This is a genomic window from Streptosporangiales bacterium (assembly GCA_009379955.1).
Lineage (GTDB): Bacteria > Actinomycetota > Actinomycetes > Streptosporangiales > WHST01 > WHST01.
This window is the reverse complement of record WHST01000002.1, coordinates 1-18,437: the sequence shown is the minus strand read 5'-3', so window position 1 is coordinate 18,437 and position 18,437 is coordinate 1. Positions and strand designations below refer to the sequence as shown.

The following is an 18,437-nucleotide window of genomic DNA, read 5'->3' as shown; positions in this document are numbered from 1 at the left end:
CCGAGCGTATCGCCAGCCGTCAGCGTCCCCGCACCTTGTCAGCCGCCGGCCGGCGCAGCAGCAGTCCCATGGCGGCGGTGGCGACGTCGGCCACCGTGACCAGGGCGCGTGACACGATCGCGAGCGCCGTGGCCGCGTTTCCGGTGAGGACGCTCGCCAGCCCCACGACCAGCATGAACTCGCGGACGCCGACGCCCGCGGGCGCGAGCACGACGACGACGCCGAGCACCAGCGCGATGGCGTACGCACCGACCGCCACGGGCAGGGTCTGCGCCAGGGGGGCACCGAGGTCGACGGCGAGCAGCCAGGCCTGGACGCCGTACGCCACCCAGCCGATCGCCGACAGCCCCACGACCTTGAGGATGCCCCTGCGCGTCAGCGGGCGTTCGAGCGGCGGCCGGCGCAGCAGCCGCAGCCCGCGGTCGAGCACGGCGCCGAGCAGCCGGGGCACGAGCAGCACCGGCAGCACGAGCACGATGATGCCGAGCGCGGGCAGCAGGTAACGGCCGGTCGAGAGCACCGACGGCAGCCCGATCACCGCACCGGTCAGCAGGCTCAGCGCGAGCGCGAGCACGAACGACACGCCCATCCGCGACCGCGGCACGCCCGCGGACCGGCCGAGCTCCATCTGGACGAGCGCCGGCCACACGCTGCCCGGCAGGTATTTGCCGACCTGCCCGACGAAGTAGATGCGCGCGGCGTCGCGCAACGGCAGCCGCGACCCGAGCTCGGTCAGGACCGCGCGCCACGACAGCATGCTCGCGCCGAGCGCGACGAGCACGGCGAGGAACGCCGACACCACCAGCGGGACATCGAACCGCGCGAGGTGCGGGCGCACACGCGGCCACTGGTCGGCCAGTGCCAGCACGACGCCGACCGCGACCGCGACCCCGAGCACGATGCGCACCCACGCCAGGACCCGCCGCCGCTCGACCACGCAGCGAACCTACCCGTCAGGACGGGAACGCCAGCCAGCCGGTCAGGCCCTTGCGGACGGTGTGGGTGGGGCGTTCGAGCAGGTTGTGCTGGTCCTGGGTGCTGCGCAGGTCGACGACGTGGCGTGGGGTCGCGTCGGTCACCTTCGCCAGCGTCTCCGGGCTCCCGCCGAGCAGCACCGGACGGCGGCCGGAACGCTCGACCGCGGCGACGGCCGCGCGGACGCGTACCGGCTCCGCGTCGTAGAAGCGCGCGATCGGTACGCCGCACATGCCGCGGACGGCCTGCATGTACACGTTGGTCGCACGGTCGATGCCGATCACCGCGGCGTTCGGCCCGATCGCACGGCACAGGTCGGCGAGCTCGCGGATCTCCCCGCGGTGCGTCGCGCGCCAGGCCAGCGGGCCGGACGCGTACCCCACCGGTACGAGCAGGGCGAGGACGCCCACGACGGCGACCACCCGGGGCAACCGGCCGGGCCGGCCCTCGCGCACCCGCCGGACGCACCAGCGCAGCCCCCAGCACGCCAGCAGCACGACGGCCGGCAGCACCACGGGGACGAGCCTGCGGTCGGCCCACGGGTGGTCCGGTGTGATCGACGGCATCCACAACGTCGTCGCGGTGCTCCACAGCAGCAGCGGCAGGACCGGCAGCCAGCGTGGGGCGCGCCCGCGCACCAGCCGGACGGTCAGCACCGCCGCCGCGACGCCCGCCAGGACCACGGCCGGCCAGCCGACCCACCACGCGACCCAGTGCAGGCTCCACTCGTAGTACCAGCGGCCGGGGTCGATCGGGAGGCCCTGGCTGCGCTGCTGCAGCCTGATGTAGTCGCCCGTGGATCCGTCGGCACCGCGCACGGTCTGCCACAGCGGCCGGGTCGCGAACGCCACGAACGCCACCAGCACCAGCGCTCCCGCCACCGTCGGCAGCGACACGCGGCCGATCCGCGCGGCGCGCAGCCGCTCGGGTGTCAGCGGACCGAGCCGACCGCGCCTGCCGAGCACCGCGTACGCGACGGCGGCGAGCACCGTCAGTCCCGCGACACCGAGCAGCGGCACGAGCGACCCGCGCAGCGCCTCGACGTACGGCCGGCTCAGCAGCACACCGTCGAGCGCGCCGAACGCGAAACCGACCGTGAGGAACGCCCCGAACGGCAGCGCGTACGCCCGCCGGCGCGCGGCGAACACCCCGACCAGCGCCACCGCCGGAATGAGGTCGCGCAGCACGTCGATCCGCACCAGCTCGCCGATGCCGAGCAGCAGCCCCGCCGCGCCGGCCGCGGCCCACGCGGCTCTGCCACGCAGCACCCGGCAGTCCACGAGCAGGCACAGCGCGGAGACGACGAGCAGCTGCGCGAGCGGCTCGCTGTACGCGGACTTCGCCACGAACAGCTGCGGGTAGCAGAACGCGAGCAGGAAGGCGCCCAGCGGTGCCCACCGCGGCCCGACGAGCCGGGCGACGAGCCCGCCGAACGCGAGCACGGACAATGCGCCGACGACCGCGTTGGTGACGAGCATGCCGCCGACACCGCCGATCCACGCCGCGGCGGCGAGCACCGTCGGCAGGCCGACCATGAACTGCGGCCAGATCGCCGTGCCGACCTGGTAGAACGCCGGGCTGTTCCACGAGAGACTGGGCACGCCGCCGCCGAACGCCTCCCGGTGCTGCTCGACGGGCAGACCCCCGTGCTCGGCGAGCCACCAGCCGAACTGCACGTACGCGGCCGGGTCACGCTCCACGAGGATCTGCTCGGAGTGGGTCAGCCATTCCAGGACGCCGAACGCGACGGCGACGGCGAGCACCGACCACGCCACCCACCACGGCGTGTCGGTCCGGTGCAGCCGCGCGGGACGGCGCACCCACACCAGCAAGAGCGCCGCGACCACCGCGGTGAGCCCGAACGCCGGCAGCGGCGAGAAGACGCCGCCGAGGACGAGCGGGAACGCCACGGCCAGGAACCCGGCGAGCACCAGTGCGGGCCACGTCGACAGCCGCACCAGCAACCGGCCGGCGGGGTCGACGCTCGCCGAGTCGTCCCTCACGAGCCGCTCCGGTGCAGCACGACGTACCCCTGACCGCTCCACACCCGGCGGTAGCCGTCGCGTTCGAGAACGCCCAGCCGGCCGCGCTGCTCGGCGAGGGTGCGGAACGGGAACGTGCGGATCCTCGTGTCGGTGATCACCCACGGCGCGTCACGCGGGGTGCGGTCGAGCAGCCGCACGGCGCACCTGCCGGTGAGCGCGGGACCGAGGTTGTTCAGCACCTCGACGGTCGCGCCGTCGGGGATCGTCGCCACCGCGGTCGCCGCCGCGCGCTGCCGCCCCGACTCCGGCCACCACGTGTCGTGCGTGAGGTTGCCGAACGGGAAGTGGCCGACCGACACGACGGCCGCCGCCAGGGTGAACGCGGCCCAGCCGACATGCACGACCCGCCTGCGTCGCGCGCTCGTCCGACCGACCCACCGCGCCACCCGGGCGGCACCATCGATGCCAGCACAGAACAGCAGGACGACCACGAACGCGTTGTAGTGCGGCCAGGTCGTCCACCAGTTCGGGTTGGACGCCAGCAGCCGCTCCGCGAGCAGCGGCAGGGCGGGCAGCAGGTACGGCGACACGAGGGCGCAGAACGCCAACGGTACGAACAGCCACAGCAGCGTGTGCAGCTTGGTCTCCGGCGTCACGATCAGCGCCAGGGTCTCGAGCGGGTTCGTGACCATGAACCGCAGTGCCTCGCCCGGCGACCCGCCGAGGTCCTCGTACTGCCAGTAGTAGCCGGGCCGTCCACCCGCCAGCGGCATCAGCACCTGCGTCGTCAACCAGACCATGGCCAGACCGGCGACGACGAGGCCCAGGCCGTGTAGCCGGCGCCGCGCGCGCCACATCAGCAGCACCCCCAGGCCCGCCACGAGGAAGCCCATGTCCTCCTTGACGAGCAGCAGCACTCCCGCGGCGATCGTCGCGTGCCAGTACCGCGCGGCCTGGAACCGTTCCATGGCGACCGCGACGAGCGGCACCGCGAACGCCACCTCGTGGAAGTCGAACGCGATCGCCGACTGGACCTGCCAGCTCAGCGCGAACGCCCCGGACGCCAGGTAGGCGGCGAGGGGACCGAGGAGGCGGTTCGCGAACACCCAGACGAACGGGATCGCGGCGGCGATCAGGACGGCCTGCGCGACGACCAGCATGATCGGCCGGTCGTGCACCCAGTAGAGCGGGGCGAGGACGGCCAGGATCGGCGAGAAGTGGTCGCCGAGCACCGAGAAGTCGGGGCCGAAGTCGTTGTGCACGCCCTTCACCGGCGCGAGGCCGGGCTCGAACCGGGAGTAGCTGCGCACCGCCTGGTCGAAGATGACCAGGTCGTACGTTGCTGCGCGGAAGCGGGTCAGCCGGCTCACCGCGTACGTGACGTAGAGGGCCACCGCGGCGAGCGTCAGGACACCGACCCCGGTGCGATGCCGCAACATGTGCGCGGGGCGGCCGCGAGGTCGGAGCACCACCGCAGGCTACCGATCCTTCCCGCGGCATCCGAGCAAGGGCGGGTAGGGTTTGCCGCCGTGAAGCTCCTCCCCACCGACAGCCTGCCGCTGCGAGCCGCCAAGGTCGCGGCGGACCTCGCCCTGTGGGGCAGGGTCGGCGTGCAACGCACGGCCGAGCGCGCCCTGCTGCCCGCCGCGTCCCGTCCCCTGCCGACGACGGTGGCGCCGACCGGCGTGCTCAGGCGCCGCACCGAGGTCGAGGCGGCGGTCCACGAGGCCCGCCGGCTGCGGCTGCCGCTCCACCCCACGCGCGCGAAGAACTGGGACGTGCTGGGCGCGGTCCGCGCGGTGGTCGAGCACTGCGGCACCGACGCGCGCGTGCTCGACGGCGGCGCCGCCCGCTACTCGACGGTGCTCCCGTCCCTGCGCCTGTACGGCCTGCGGGAGCTCGCCGGCATCAACCCCGAGTTCACCGGCACGACCCACCGCGGCCCGGTGCAGTTCCGGCACGGCGACATCACCGCGACCGGCCTGCACTCCGGGTCGCTCGACGCCGTTACCTGCATGAGCGTCATCGAGCACGGCGTCGACGTGCCCGCGTTCCTGACCGAGACCGCACGCATCCTGCGTCCGGGCGGCCTGCTGGTGCTCTCGACCGACTTCGACAAGGACCCGCCGGACACCGCCCACCTCGCCGCGTACGGCGAGACGGTGCACATCTTCGGACCCGCCGAGATCGAGACCCTGGTCGCGGACGCCGCCCGGGCCGGCCTCGCGCTCCGCGGCGAGCTCGACCTCGCACACCCCGAACGACCGGTGCACTGGCCGCGGCACGGCCTCGACTACACGTTCGTGCTGCTGACGTTCGAGAAGAAGACCCGCTGACCGAGCCCCTAGTGTCTCGCGTCAGTCAGCTGGCCGCGACGCCCGCGGCGCCCAGGATCACGACGACCACGATCCAGAAGATCGTGCCGATGACCGCGAGACCCAGGATGATCGAGCTGATGATGATGCCGGCGGTCGCCATGCCCGCGCCGCCCTCACCAGTGCGCTTGATCTGGCCCTTCGCCACGATGCCGAAGATCAGGGCGAGGATCTGGGCGAGGATCGGGAAGAAGATCAGGCCGACGAGCGCGAAGATCAGCGAGCAGGTCGCCATGGTGTTGTTCGCCGCCTTGACCTGGAAGGTCGGCATCGGCTGCATCACCATCGGCGTCTGGTACGCCGGGGCCTGGTACGGCTGCACCTGGCCGTACTGCTGCGGCTGCCCCATCGGGGCACCTGCCTGGCCGTACGGCTGCGTCTGAGGGTCGTTCCACCCCGGCTGCTGCGTCATGAGCGCGACATCCCCACCTGGTCGTGAGACGGCGGGCCCGCTCCCGCCGAGGAGAACCTTACACGCCGGTCGTGGCGAACAGGATCCCGAACAGGACGACGTAGAAGAGGATGTACAGCACGATCAGGCCGGTGAAGATCGCGCCGACGATGATGCCGGCGAGAGCGAGCCCGTTCCCCTCCTCACCGGTCTCCCTGATCTGCTTGCGCGCGATGATGCCGAGGATCAACCCGACCGGCGCGAAGACGAAGCAGAAGACGAGCGCGAGGATCGCCATCATGTTGGTGGGCCGCGAGGGCGGGTAGACGTACATCGGCTGCTGCGGACCGTAGCCCTGGCCGTACTGCTGTACCTCGCCGTACTGCTGCTGGCCGTACTGCTGCTGACCGTAGCCCGGCTGGTCCGCCGGCGGCTGGTCGTACCACTGTGGGGAGGCGCCGCCGGGGTCGCCCTGCGGGTTGCTCCATCCGGGTTGCTGAGTCACCTGGTCCATCCCCTCGGTCGATCGCTCGTTGTTCATACCGCCGACGCGGACGCCACCACGGCGATCACGACGACGACGACGTAGAGAACGCCGAACCCGGTGAAGATCGCGCCGATGATGGTGCCGGCGAGAGCGAGCCCGTGCCCCTCCTCACCGGTCTCCTCGATCTGCCTGCGCGCGATGATGCCGAGGATCAACCCGACCGGCGCGAAGACGAAGCAGAACACCAGCGCGAGGATCGCCATCATGTTGGTGGGCCGCGAGGGCGGGTACGTGTACATCGGCTGCTGCTGACCGTAGCCCTGGCCGTACGGCTGTGGCTGACCATACTGCTGCTGGCCGTAGCCCGCCTGGTCGGCCGGCGGCTGGTCGTGCCACTGCGGGGAGGTACCGCCGGGATCACCCTGCGGGTCGCTCCATCCGGGTTGCTGGGTCACTGCGCCATCTCCTCGGTCGATGGTCGAACTCACGCACTCGCGTTCGCGGCCGCGGGGGTTGGGACGGCGGGGAACACCAGAAGGTTCACGGCAAGCCCGATCCCGACGGTCACGATGATATGCCCCCTGGTCAGATGACCGGTGGGCGACCGAGCCTGGCCATCCGCCAGGCGGTACGCCAGGCGATCGGCCGGCGCGGCCCTCCAGACGTACGGAGTCCCTCGGCGAAACCACGGAGCCACGGACGCAGTGCCGTGACGCTGCGTTCCCGCACCACGGTGACGGCGAACCAGTCCCCCACGTACGCGACCGCGAGCGGCAGCGGGAGGTTGCGCTTGGCCAGCCACACCCGGTTGCGCGCGTTCATCCGGAGGTAGTTCGCGTGCCGCGCCGGGCTCGTGCGCGGATGGGCCATCACCGCGCGCGCGTCGTACACGATCCGGTAGCCCGCGTCGAGCACCCGCCAGGCGAGGTCGGTCTCCTCGTGCGTCCAGAAGAACTCCCCCGGCAGCCCGCCGACCCGCTCGAACGTCTCGCGCCGCACGGCGCTGCCGCCGCCGAGGAAGGTGGTCACCTGGCCCGACCGCATCGGGTCGCCGGCCCGCAGCCTCGGTACGTGTCTGCGGGCGCTGCGGCCCTCCTCGTCGACGATGCGGAACGACATGATGCCGAGGCGAGGGTCGGTGGCGAACCTCGCCCTGACCCAGTCGGCCAGCGTCGGCTCCGGGTACCAGCCGTCGTCGTCGAGGAACAGCACCACGTCGCCCGTCGCCCGGGCGGCACCGCGGTTGCGGCCCTCGGGCAGGCCGACGTTCTCAGGTAGCCGGACGTACGTGACGTCGTCGGGGACGTCGTCGACGTCGGCGCCCTGGGCGACCAGGACGACCTCGATCGGCTCGCCGTGCTGGGCGCGGACGCTGTCGATCGCGCGGCGCAGCTCCCCCGGGCGGTCACCCATGGTCAGGATCACGCACGAGAGCGTGACGTCGTTCACCGCAGCCTCCTGCTCATCAGCACGCTGATCAGGTGGAGGACCACGAACGCTCCCGCCACCAGGACGCACGCGACGACCAGCACCCGGGTGCCCACCAGAGTGCCGGTGACGACGTCGACGACCGCCGCGACGACGGCGAGCAGCGACACCTCGATGCCCTGGATCACGCGGTGCACCAGCAACAGCGACGCGATCCTGCGCAGCGTGCCCAGCCGGCTGCTGCGCAGCTCCGCGGCCTCCTCGGTGACGGCCGGCAGGCCCGACCTGATGCGCGCGACGTCGACCTGGTCGGTCTCGGACTTGATGAGGATCGCGCCGAGCGCCGCGAGCGCGCCGAGCTGCGCCCAGCCGCCGGTGAGCTCGCCCTGGGCCCTGATGCCCAGCCCGACCAGCAGAGCGGCCTCGGCGAGGTAGTGGCCGACCCGGTCGAGGTAGACACCGACGATGCTCGTCCGTCCCGTGAGGCGGGCGAGCTCGCCGTCGGAACAGTCGAGCAGCAGGTAGAGCTGGATCAGCAGCGCCGCCACCACCGCCGACCAGAGCCCGCCGAGGGCCAGCACGACGCCGCCGGCGACGCCGGCGACGATCATCAGGCCGGTGGTCACGTTCGGCGTGATCGGCGTGCGGACGAGCAGCCAGGTGCCGTACGGCGAGAGGCGGCGCATGTACAGCCGGCCCGCCCAGTGCTCGCCGCTGCGCCGGTCCATGATCCCCGGCGGCTGCGCGATCTCGCGGATCTGCGCCGGCGAGGCCTCGAGTGGGCTGATGACGGTCACGTCCTCATGGTCTGGTCGGTGCGAGGCGAGGGACAGCGTACGGCCCCGTCACCGGGTCTCCTCACGCCGCGCCGCCCAGGCCACGAACTCGCGCGTCCACGCGACCGCACGGTCGGCGTCGACCTCGCGGTGCTCGAGCACCGTATAGCGGTCCGGCCTGGTGTCGGGTGCGTTCGCCACCGCGGCGGCGAACGCGTCGTCGGTCAGGCCGAGGTCGGCCGGTCGCGTCGGCAGGCCGTGCCGGTGCAGGCAGCCGTGGATCGCGCCGGCGAGGTCGAGGTCGCCACGCAGCCAGGTGGCGAAGAGCGCACCGAAGCCGGTCTGCTCGCCGTGGGTGCCCGAGCCGGGAGACATCCGGTCGAGCGCGTGCGAGATCTCGTGGCAGGCGCCGCTGCACGGCCGGCTGTTGCCCGCGACGGCCATCGCGAGCCCGGACAGGATGAGGCCCTGGGCGAGCACCACGAGGAAGGCATCCGAGTCGATGCCGTCGGTACGGTTCAGCACGGCGTCGGCGCCCACCCGGGCCAGCGACAGGGCGAGCCCGTCGACCGGCTCGCCGCGGACCTCCCTGGCGAGCTCCCAGTCGGCCGTCGCCGAGAGGTTGCTGATCAGGTCGCCGACCCCCGACCTGACCTGCCGCGCCGGCGCGGCCCGCACGTAGTCGAGGTCGACGAGCACCGCGACGGGGATGTGCACGCCGTACGAGCCGCGGCCGCCGCCGTGGTCGAGGCTCGACACCGGCGAGGAGATGCCGTCGTGGGCGAGGCTGGTGGCGACGGCCACCATCGGCAGTCCGAGCCGGCTGGCGACGTACTTGGCGACGTCGAGCGTCTTGCCGCCGCCGATCCCCACCACGGCGTCGTACGACCGCTTGCGCAACCCGACCTCGATCTCGGCGGCGACGTCGAGGGTGCCGTCGGCCGCGAGGAAGACGTCGGCGTTGCCGAGGGTGTGCGACAGCTCCTCGGCGATCCGGTCGCCGAGGCCGCCGCCGACGACGACCGCGACGACACCGTTCGGCGAGATCCGCTGGTCGGCGAGCACGTCCGCGAGGCCGGCCACCGCTCCCGGGCGCACCTCGACGACGAGCGGACTCATGACCATGCGCGCTAGCAGCGGCATGCGATCTCCCGTGCCCGAGCCAGATCGTCGTGGTTGTCGACTTCCACCCATTCCACCGTGCCGATCGACGCGGTACGGACGTCGCCGCCGCGGTCGGCGAGCTCCTGGTAGCCGTCCTCGTAGTACAGACCCTGGTCGCGTCGCCACGTCGTCTCGAGCGCGTCGGCGAGCGGCTGCGCGGCGGCCGGCTCGATCAGGGTGACGCCGATGTACTCACCGTGCGCGTCGCTCGGCGCCATCTGCTTGGTGATGCGGGAGACGCGGGCGGAGCCGTCGAGGGTGACCTTCATCTCCTCGTCGGCGAGGGCTTTCGCGTCGTCGAGAGCGAGCAGCACACCGGGCCCCCGCGCGGACAGCAGCGTCTCCTCCACCGACACCGGGTGCACCGTGTCGCCGTTGGAGAGCAGCACCCCCTCGGCGAAGTACTCCCTGGCCAGCCAGAGGGAGTAGCAGTTGTTCCACTGCGTCGCCTTGTCGTTGGGCACGAGGGTGAGGCGCACACCGTGCCGCGACTCCAGCTCCTGCCGGCGTTCCTCGACCGCCTCGGCGGCGTAGCCGACGACCACGACGACGTCGCGCAGGCCGACCGCGGCCATGTTGCGCAGCACGATGTCCATGATCGTGGTCTCGCCGTCGACCGGCACCAGGGCCTTCGGCAGCTTCTCCGTGTACGGCCGCAGCCGACGACCTTCACCGGCCGCAAGGATCATGCCAAGCACCAGCAGAGGATAACGACAGGCGTCTCGCGGCGGTTCCACTGCCTGCGCCGCCCGGGAGTACGGTGGGTCATTCGCCCTCGGACCGGAAGGACGCACCAACGATGTCGGGCACGTTCTCGGCGGACGACGTCCGACGTACCTACAAGGCGCGGGACTCGTGGTGGACGGTCTTCCTCGTCGACCCGCTCGCGGCCCCCGTGGTGCGCCTGCTCGCCAACCACACCCGGCTCACCCCCAACCAGCTCAGCCTGGTCGCGTTCGTGGTCGGGCTCGGCTCGGCAAGCGTCTTCCTGCTCGGCGACTGGCCGTGGCTGGTGCTCGGCGCAGTGCTGTTCTACCTGGCGTTCTACATCGACTGCCTCGACGGCAAGATCGCGCGGCTCAAGGGCACCGGCTCGACGTTCGGCCAGTGGCTCGACTTCATCTTCGACCGGGTCCGCATCTTCCTCTGCGTCCTCGGGCTCACCGTCGGCCAGTACGTCCTCACGGAGCGCCCGCTGTTCCTGGTGATCGGCATGTGCGTCGTCTTCGTCGACGCGCTGCGCTACATCAACTCGGCGCACACGTACAAGATGCGCGAGGACATGCGCACGCGCATCACCGAGGCGCGGCGCGGGGCACGCGCCCGTGGCGACGACGACGTCGACGAGCAGCTGCCCTTCATCGAGGACGTGCTCACCGAGAACCCCGACCTCGACCCGAACGAGGTGGCGGCGTCGGGCAACGTCGTCGACCTGCAGCAGGGGTTCCGCAGCAAGTTCCGCTTCTACAACAGGTTCCGTGACTTCCTGCGCAGGCACCGCATGCGACCGCACCTGTGGAGCGGCATCGAGTTCCAGATGTTCGTCTGCATCGTCGGGCCCGTCACCGGGCTCGTCGCCCCGGTGATGATCGGGGCGGCGGCGCTGCTCCTGGTGTTCGAGGCCGTGCTCGTCTACAAGCTCTGGCTCAGCATCAGGGACTTCGACCGCGCCATCGCGTCGTACGCCACTCCGGCCGACACCGACCGGCTGACGGAGACCGACTGACCTACCTGCGGCGGCGGCGCACCCGGTCCAGTACTGATTGCCTCCGGCGGTCTCGCGACAGCGCGGACGCCGCGACGCCCTTCAGGAAGCCGGCGCCCCAGGCGTAGTGCATGGTCGCATAGACCCCGGGGAGCATCGCCCTGCCCCGCGGCGGGAGGCCGCGTCCGGTGACGGCGGCACCCACCACGACCGCGGCCGCGTACGCGACCGGCACGACGAGCGCCCACCGGCGGCCCGCGAGGGCGAGGCCGAGCGCCGCCGCCGTACCCGCGACGGCCGCGGGCGGCGCGAGGTAGCGCAGCGACACCGTCTCGGGGTGCCGCACCATCACCTGCCAGCGCCACGACCCGGTGTCGAAGTACTGCCTGGCGAGCGCGGCGAAGGTCGCACGTGGCCGGTAGGCGACCTTCAGCCTCGACGTGAACCAGACCAGTCCGCCGGTCTCGCGGATCCGGTGGTTCATCTCCCAGTCCTGGGCACGGTGGAAGGCCTCGTCGTAGCCGCCGACCCGGTCGAGCGCCGACCGCCGGAACACGCCGAGGTACACCGTCTCCGCCGGACCGTCGGCTCCCCCGGTGTGGAACTGCGTCGCGCCGACGCCGATCCGCGACGACATCGCGGCCGCGACCGCTCGCTCGAAGTCCGTGGTGCCCTCCGCCGCCATCAGCCCGCCGACGTTGTCGGCACCGGCCTCGAGGAGCACGGACACCGCGGTGCGCACGTAGTCGTCGGGCAGCACGGAGTGGCCGTCGACCCGGACGATGACGTCGTGCTTCGCCGCGGCGATGGCGGCGTTGAGCGCGTGCGGCGTATGCCCGGCGGGGTTGTCGACCACCCGGACGCGCTCGTCGAGGGCCGCCAGCGCGGCGGCGACGTCGTCGGTCCGGTCGCGGGAGGGGCCCAGCGCGAGCACCACCTCGAGGTCGCCCGGGTAGTGCTGCGCCAGGACGCCCTCGACCGCCTCGCGCAGGTGCCGCTCCTCGTTGAGGACGGGCATGACCAGGGAGACCGGCGGCCAGTTCGGCTCGACACTCGCGTGTTCGTTCATGGGGCACGCACGATACCGGGACACCTCGGTCATCTACGATGGCCCTCGCCGGGAGGAAGCATGATGGCCAGCTTCATACGGGAGGTGCTGGCGCGGGCGCGCAGGACGCTCGCCAGCATCCGGGGGGTGCGCGGGGGCAGCGCGACGATCGCCGCCCTCGTGGTCGGTAGTGTCTCGGTACTGGTCGTGGCCGCGAGTGGCGTGCTGTGGAGCGTCAACGCGGCCGCCGACGCCGGCGTCGAACGGGTCGGCTCGCTGGGCGACATCGACACCAGGCCCCCGCAGACCGCGAACGGGTCTGTCGACATCCTCTTCGCCGCGACCGACGACCCCGTCGACGAGAAGGCCGATGACGAGAAGGGCGAGTCCGCCGACGAGAAGGCACTGCCCGACCGGCGGTTGAGCCACCTGGCGCTCGTCCACCTGTCCCGGCGACATGACTCGACCGTGCTCATCGACCTGCCGAGCAACTCGCTCGTCGACGTCCCGCCCCACCGCGACTTCCGCGGCAAGGACGTCGGGGCCAGCAAGCGCCCGCTGGCGGCCACGTACGAGGACGGCGGGCCCGCCCTGCTCGTCCAGTCGCTCGAGACCGTCACCAAGATCAGGATCGACGGCTACGTCGAGCTCTCGCTGCCGGCCCTCACCGACGTCGTCGCGGCGCTCGACGGCATCGAGCTGTGCCTGCCCAAGACGGTCGAGGACAAGGCAGCGAAGCTGCGCATGGCACCCGGCGAGCAGACGATCACGGCCGAGCAGGCGGCGGCCTACGCCCGGACGACCGCGGGCGGCTCGCTCGACCGCCTCCGTCGCACGCAGCTGCTGTTCGGCGCCGCGGCGGAGCGGCTGTTCGGGGCGACCGCCGTGCTCACCCCGTGGCAGGCGACCCAGCTGCTCGACGAGGGGGCGGCCGCGCTCCGCGTCGACGACGGGTTCGACCGCGCGCTCGCGCGCCGGGTCGCCCTCGCCCTGCGCGACCCGTACGGCGACCGCACCTCGATCGTGTCCGTGCCCGTCGACGAGACCAAGAAGACCAAGGACGGCACCGTCACGACGTGGCAGTCGCAGCTCACCACCTACCTCTTCGAGGAGCTCGGCAAGGACTCGCGGATCGACCCGTCCCTGTTCACTCCCGCGCCGGTGCCCCTGCGGCCGGGCTCGGTGTCGGTCCGGGTGGAGAACGGCGCGGGCATCGAGGGGTTCGCCGGTAAGGCGACCGAGGAGCTGCGCGGCGTCGGGTTCCGGATGAAGGGTGCGCCGTCGAACGCCGATCAGGAGAGCTCGACGACCACGATCTACCACGACGCCGCGCACGAGAAGCACGCCAGGACCCTCCAGGCGGCGATCCCCGGAGCGGAGCTCGCGGTCACGAAGACCAAGAGCTCGACCATGCGTGTCGTGGTCGGCCGCTCGTACTCCGGCGTGCGCCAGGTGAACTACGTGAAGAACGCCGAGCCCGGCGTCTCGGAGAACGACGCCCTCAGCGTCACCGCCGCGGGCCCGTGCGGCGGCTGACGGCCGGTCAGGAACCCGCTGTCGCGAAGGCGTCGGGCCTCGTCATTGTCGCGCTCGCGGGAGTGTCGACGGTCAGGCGCGGGTCATCGGCCTGGTAGCTGGCACCGCACCTGGGGCACCAGACCCGGGCAGGCCCACCGCAGCAGACCTCGCGATGACACGGACTACGCCGGATCGCGAACACGGTCGTCATCTCCTCTAGCCGATGAAGAAAGGATTCACCGCTGCTCGGTGGTGCCGCGGGAGTTCGAGGCGGACTCGTACGGATCGGGGCCGCCGGCTGACTGCGAGTGTGCACGCCGGCATCGACGGAGCCGGGTACCCGTCCGGTTCCCTAATCACAGGACGCGTACGGCGAGACCGAGCGATCGGGCTTCGGTGTCGCGCGGTCCTTCGAGCCGGCCGGGGTGGGGTCTCCGCTCCTCGGCTTCGGGTCCTTCATCGACGCCTTGATCGCCTTGTCGGTCCTGCGCTTGATCAGGCCCCAGTCAGGGTCGGACGTATCGATCAGCGGTGGCACCAGGGCGAGGCTCTTGATCTTGTGCGTCTTGACCTTCTCCGCGACACCGGTCAGCGAGCTCATGACGTTCTGCGGGATGTCGGTCGCGAAGAGCTCCTTGCTCGCCGCCGCGAGCTTCTGATATCGCAGCAGCACGTTGGCGGGATCGGCCTGCTCGGCGACGGCACTGATCAGGCAGCGCTGCCTGGCCATCCGGTCGTAGTCGCTCGACGCCGCTCTCGACCGGGCGTACCAGAGCGCCTCGAGCCCGGTCAGCTTGCGCCGCCCCGGCTGCACGTACCCCGTGACGGGCCCGCCCTCGCCGCCGATGGGCAGCCGTTCCTTGACCGTGACGGTGACGCCGCCGAGCGCATCGACCATCTGCCGGAATCCCCTGAGGTTGACGAGCAGGTAGTAGTGCACGGGGATGCCGAGGACGCCGCCGACCGTCTGCTTGAGGAGGTCGGGACCGGGGTGCCGTGAGCCCGGTACGACCTTGGGGTGCTCCTCGCCGTACTTGTAGACCGCGTTGAGCAGGTCGTCGAAGCCGTTCGGGAACCGGTCGCGCGCGGGGCCCTCCGGCATCGGCACGTGCTGCAGGTTGCGCGGCAGGCTGATCAGCACCGTGCGACCGGTGGCGAGGTCGACGCTCGCCACGATCATGCTGTCGGTGCGGACGCCGACCCGGTCCTTGCCCGCGTCGCCGCCGATGAGCAGGACGTTCATCCGTCCCTTCGGCCCCGTGCCCTCCTCGGGGAACATGCTCGTGACGAGGTCACGCTGCACGCCGGCGTACCGCGACGCGACCCCGAACGGCGCGAGGATGCCGGCACAGAGGACGAGCGCGATCGCGACCGCGACGCCGCGGCGCGACGCGACGATCTGCCCGGGCCTGGCCAGCGCGAAGGCATGCAGTACGACCGCGACCCAGAGCACGCCGACGACGACCGCGGCCACCTGCAGCGCGCCGAGCACCCACGGCTTGAACGCGAGCGCGAGCCACCACGACCTGGGCACGAAGATCGCGGCGAGCACGCCGGCGGCCACGAGGATCAGGTACGTGCGCAGCACCGGCCGCCCGACGCCGTGGCGGCGCAGGGCGAGGTGCCCACTGCCGGGAGCGATGACGGAGAGGAGGGTGACGACGAGGGCCCGCCGGAACGCGACGTCGCCGCGCTTTCCCTGGTCCGGCCTCGGCCGTCCGTAGGTGCGGCTCGTACTCTCGTACCGTCGCGACGACCCGCCCTCGGATCCCCCGCGCCTCCCCTTCCCGATCCCCCCGGATCCCCCTGAACGTTCCGACATGATCACCGAGTATCCCCGCCACGTCCTGGCCGCAGCGAACCCCAGCGGTCGCCCGGCGTGTCGCCGTACGGCCGAAACCTGATGCGGATGGCGCCGGTACCCCCGTAGCGTCGACCACGGCACAACGTCTCGACGAGGGGTCTCCCATGGGTAGCTGCATGATCCGGGTCTTCCGTGACCGGGGGACGGCGGCGCACGCCGAACCCACCCGGGCTGCACGTCCTGCGCACGGGGTTCGCGGCTGAGCTCGTCCGGCACGCGGGGATCACCCGCGACGATCTCGTCATCGACCTCGGTGCGGGCACCGGAGCACTGACCGGCCCGTTGGCGTCCACCGGAGCCCGCGTGCTCGCGGTGGAGCGTTCAGCACGGCTCGCGCGGAGTCTCGAACGGCGCTACGCCGCGGCCGCGCAGGTCAGGGTGATCGAGGGCGACATGCTCGCGATCCCGTTGCCACGCCGCCCGTACCGGGTCGTGGCCAACCTGCCGTTCAGCATCGCCATGTCGGTGCTCGGCCGGTTGCTCGACGACCCGCGCAGCGGCCTGCGCCGCGCCGACCTCGTGGTGCCGTGGCACTTGGCCGTGCGCCTCGCCGGCGCCGGACACGGCGGGTCCCGCACCCGCCGGTGGCACCGCAGGTACACCTTCCGCGTCGCCCGGCGCCTGAACGCGGGCGCGTTCCGCCCACCGCCCTCGGTCGCCGCCGGCGTACTCGTCGTCGAGCGCGGCTGACGGCATGTCGGTCACGGTGCCTCGTCAGCGCCTTCCGTGCTGTGGTGAAGGTGCCCCTCACTACGCCATGATGTGGTGATGGGCACCTTCACCACGCCGCGACGCCGCCGATGACCGCCACCGTCGCGCTGGTGACCGGCGCCTCGAGAGGGCTGGGGGCGGCGATCGCACGGGCCCTCGCGGACGCCGGCCACGCCGTCGCGATCAACTACCGCAGCGACGAGCGGGGCGCCGCCGACGTGCGTCGCACGATCGTCGAGAGCGGCGGCACCGCCGAGCTGTTCCGGGCCGACGTCACCGACGAGGCCGAGGTGGAGGCGCTCCATGCGGCGGTGCTGGCGACCTTCGGCAGGGTCGACGTCCTGGTGCTGAACGCGACCGGCCCGCAGCCCACCATCGCGCCGGAGCAGCTGACCTGGCAGGACGTCGTCGACCAACTGGCGTACTTCGTCAAGAGCCCGCTGCTGCTGACCCAGCAGGTGGTCGAGGGGATGAAGCAGCGCGGCTACGGCCGCATCGTCAACGTCGGCTCCGAGGTCGTCGACCTGGGCAACCCGGGCTCCAGCGCGTACGTCGCCGCCAAGAGCGCCCAGCTGGGCCTCACCCGTTCCTGGGCACGCCGGTTCGGGCCGCACGGCATCACGGTCAACCTGGTGGCGCCCGGCTGGATCCCCACCGAGCGGCACGCCGGCGTCGACCAGGCGGAGAAGGATGCCTACGCCCAGCTGGTTCCGCTCGCCCACCTCGGCGTGCCCGACGACGTCGCCGCCGCCGTGGCCTTCCTCGCCTCGGACGCCGCCGGCTTCATCACCGGGCAGCGACTGGCCGTCAACGGCGGCCGCACGCTCACCTGAGGAGCCTGCCGAGCGACCTGCCCGAGGCTACGATGAGGCATGTCAAGGAAGACGGTCGTAGTCGTCGCCGTGCTGGCCGCGGCGGTGCTGCTCGGCGGCCTGCTCGCCGTCCGGGCGCTGGCGTTCGACGAGCGCGCGGCGGCACCGCCGACCGCGGTCGACACCGGCGATCCCTCGTTCTTCGGCGTCTTCGAGGGTCGCGTCCCCTGCGCCGGATGCGAGCGGGTCAAGGTCCGGCTCGTGCTCCGGCAGAACCCGGCGACTAGCGAGCCGACGACGTACGTGCTCGAACAGATCAACGTCGGGCAGGGCGACGAGCGCCACACCACGAGCGGGCGGTGGACGATCACGCGCGGCACGAAGGCGGATCCGCGTGCGGCGGTCTACCGGCTCGGCGCGCGGGCGCCGGAGGGCTTCCGCCTCTACCAGGTGGCGGACGACAACATCCTGCTCTTCCTCGACGACGGCATGCGGCTGAAGGTCGGCGACGCCGGCCACAGCTACACGCTGAGCCGGACCTCCTGACCTCCCGGTCCGCGCAACCCGCGCGCAATTCATGCGCTACCGCCGGCCGATGTCCTCGGTGGCACGCATCCCGCCCCCACCGAGAGCAACCGACATGCGCCAACGCCGTCGCCGCCTGCCGAGCCTGGCCGCCGCGATCCTGGCGGTGCTCACCAGCGCCTCGCTCGCCTCCCCCGCGTCCGCCGCGCCCACCCCCGCGACCGAGAGCGCGCAGGCCGGCACCTGCGCCGCCGGCGACTTCTGCATCTGGAGGTACCGCAACTACACCGGGACCATCGGCGTCATCATCGACCAGCCCAACGGGTCCTGCCCCTGGAAGCTCGACAAGCAGTCGTACATCAACAACACCGGCATCGAGGGCTACTTCTACTCCGGAGCCAACTGCACCGGGCGCGTGAAGCCCGTGACACACAACTCGCGCGGCAACATCGGTTTCGTCGCAAGGAGCTTCAAGCACGCGTGCGTCTCGTGCCGGACCACGGACGAGTGACTCCTACTTCAGTAGCTGGCGGGCGATGACCATGCGCTGGATCTGGTTGGTGCCCTCGTATATCTGGGTGATCTTGGCGTCGCGCATCATGCGCTCGACGGGGTAGTCCTTGACGTAGCCGTAGCCGCCGAGCAGTTGGACGGCGTCGGTCGTTACCTCCAT

The 18,437-nt window shown here is 71.9% G+C and carries 19 protein-coding genes and 1 pseudogene; 7 read left to right on the top strand and 13 right to left on the bottom strand.

All coding sequences use genetic code 11. The features are described 5' to 3' along the window. Positions 1 to 19: 19 nt before the first annotated feature. Genes GEV10_00910 through GEV10_00900 form a run of 3 tightly spaced genes read right to left on the bottom strand, consistent with a single transcriptional unit; the run spans position 20 to position 4,429 of the window. Positions 20 to 937, bottom strand: a complete 918-nt coding sequence (locus GEV10_00910; protein ID MQA77037.1) for a UPF0104 family protein — start codon at positions 935 to 937, stop codon at positions 20 to 22. 16 nt (positions 938 to 953) lie between these two features. Continuing rightward, entirely contained in the window at positions 954 to 2,978 is a 2,025-nt protein-coding gene (locus GEV10_00905) for a hypothetical protein (protein MQA77036.1), read from the bottom strand. Then, positions 2,975 to 4,429: a DUF2079 domain-containing protein gene (locus GEV10_00900; GenBank protein MQA77035.1), complete on the bottom strand. Its 1,455-nt coding sequence runs from the start codon at positions 4,427 to 4,429 to the stop codon at positions 2,975 to 2,977. The genes GEV10_00905 and GEV10_00900 overlap by 4 nt, the downstream gene beginning before the upstream one ends. Between GEV10_00900 and GEV10_00895 the strand changes: the two are divergent. Next, a pseudogene (locus GEV10_00895) lies at positions 4,388 to 5,068 on the top strand (methyltransferase domain-containing protein). The gene GEV10_00900 and the pseudogene GEV10_00895 overlap by 42 nt on opposite strands. Positions 5,069 to 5,321: 253 nt before the next feature. Here the strand turns inward: GEV10_00895 and GEV10_00890 are convergent. The 7 genes from GEV10_00890 to GEV10_00860 form a co-directional block, all read right to left on the bottom strand. Next, positions 5,322 to 5,747, bottom strand: a complete 426-nt coding sequence (locus GEV10_00890) for a DUF4190 domain-containing protein (GenBank protein ID MQA77034.1) — start codon at positions 5,745 to 5,747, stop codon at positions 5,322 to 5,324. A gap of 58 nt (positions 5,748 to 5,805) precedes the next feature. After that, complete coding sequence (locus GEV10_00885; protein MQA77033.1) at positions 5,806 to 6,240, bottom strand: DUF4190 domain-containing protein; 435 nt, start codon at positions 6,238 to 6,240, stop codon at positions 5,806 to 5,808. Between the two features lie 23 nt (positions 6,241 to 6,263). Next, the gene (locus GEV10_00880) at positions 6,264 to 6,512 is read right to left on the bottom strand and encodes a DUF4190 domain-containing protein (GenBank protein ID MQA77032.1); all 249 of its coding nucleotides are present in this window, start codon (positions 6,510 to 6,512) and stop codon (positions 6,264 to 6,266) included. 286 nt (positions 6,513 to 6,798) lie between these two features. After that, positions 6,799 to 7,662: a glycosyltransferase gene (locus GEV10_00875; protein MQA77031.1), complete on the bottom strand. Its 864-nt coding sequence runs from the start codon at positions 7,660 to 7,662 to the stop codon at positions 6,799 to 6,801. Then, positions 7,659 to 8,369 carry a CDP-alcohol phosphatidyltransferase family protein gene (locus tag GEV10_00870; GenBank protein ID MQA77030.1) on the bottom strand — a complete coding sequence of 237 codons (711 nt, stop codon included), beginning with the start codon at positions 8,367 to 8,369 and terminating at the stop codon, positions 7,659 to 7,661. The genes GEV10_00875 and GEV10_00870 overlap by 4 nt, the downstream gene beginning before the upstream one ends. A 117-nt stretch (positions 8,370 to 8,486) precedes the next feature. Next, positions 8,487 to 9,560, bottom strand: coding sequence for an iron-containing alcohol dehydrogenase (locus tag GEV10_00865; GenBank protein MQA77029.1), 1,074 nt, complete (start codon positions 9,558 to 9,560; stop codon positions 8,487 to 8,489). Continuing rightward, positions 9,548 to 10,279, bottom strand: coding sequence for an NTP transferase domain-containing protein (locus tag GEV10_00860; GenBank protein ID MQA77028.1), 732 nt, complete (start codon positions 10,277 to 10,279; stop codon positions 9,548 to 9,550). Before GEV10_00860 ends, GEV10_00865 begins: the two co-directional genes overlap by 13 nt. Before the next feature lie 101 nt (positions 10,280 to 10,380). Here GEV10_00860 and GEV10_00855 point away from each other — a divergent pair, with 101 nt between their 5' ends. Further along, entirely contained in the window at positions 10,381 to 11,307 is a 927-nt protein-coding gene (locus GEV10_00855; protein MQA77027.1) for a CDP-alcohol phosphatidyltransferase family protein, read from the top strand. Between the two features lies 1 nt (position 11,308). On the opposite strand, the gene GEV10_00850 is transcribed toward GEV10_00855, so the two are convergent. After that, positions 11,309 to 12,355: a glycosyltransferase gene (locus GEV10_00850; GenBank protein MQA77026.1), complete on the bottom strand. Its 1,047-nt coding sequence runs from the start codon at positions 12,353 to 12,355 to the stop codon at positions 11,309 to 11,311. 60 nt (positions 12,356 to 12,415) lie between these two features. Here GEV10_00850 and GEV10_00845 point away from each other — a divergent pair, with 60 nt between their 5' ends. Next, positions 12,416 to 13,870: a hypothetical protein gene (locus GEV10_00845; protein ID MQA77025.1), complete on the top strand. Its 1,455-nt coding sequence runs from the start codon at positions 12,416 to 12,418 to the stop codon at positions 13,868 to 13,870. 334 nt (positions 13,871 to 14,204) lie between these two features. On the opposite strand, the gene GEV10_00840 is transcribed toward GEV10_00845, so the two are convergent. Beyond that, positions 14,205 to 15,674 (bottom strand): LytR family transcriptional regulator, encoded by a 1,470-nt coding sequence (locus tag GEV10_00840; GenBank protein ID MQA77024.1) that lies wholly within the window; start codon positions 15,672 to 15,674, stop codon positions 14,205 to 14,207. A gap of 174 nt (positions 15,675 to 15,848) precedes the next feature. On the opposite strand from GEV10_00840, the gene GEV10_00835 reads away from it, so the two are divergent. The 4 genes from GEV10_00835 (at position 15,849) to GEV10_00820 (ending at position 18,275) form a co-directional block, all read left to right on the top strand. Continuing rightward, positions 15,849 to 16,406: a methyltransferase domain-containing protein gene (locus GEV10_00835; GenBank protein MQA77023.1), complete on the top strand. Its 558-nt coding sequence runs from the start codon at positions 15,849 to 15,851 to the stop codon at positions 16,404 to 16,406. Positions 16,407 to 16,516: 110 nt separating this feature from the next. Continuing rightward, entirely contained in the window at positions 16,517 to 17,260 is a 744-nt protein-coding gene (locus GEV10_00830) for an SDR family oxidoreductase (protein MQA77022.1), read from the top strand. A gap of 39 nt (positions 17,261 to 17,299) precedes the next feature. Continuing rightward, complete coding sequence (locus GEV10_00825) at positions 17,300 to 17,785, top strand: hypothetical protein (GenBank protein ID MQA77021.1); 486 nt, start codon at positions 17,300 to 17,302, stop codon at positions 17,783 to 17,785. 31 nt (positions 17,786 to 17,816) lie between these two features. Continuing rightward, a complete protein-coding gene (locus GEV10_00820; protein MQA77020.1) occupies positions 17,817 to 18,275 on the top strand; it encodes a hypothetical protein in 459 nt (152 codons plus the stop codon). A 3-nt stretch (positions 18,276 to 18,278) separates the two neighbouring features. Here the strand turns inward: GEV10_00820 and GEV10_00815 are convergent. Next, positions 18,279 to 18,437 (bottom strand): acyl-CoA dehydrogenase (locus GEV10_00815; GenBank protein ID MQA77019.1); only part of this gene is annotated, 159 nt, incomplete at its 5' end.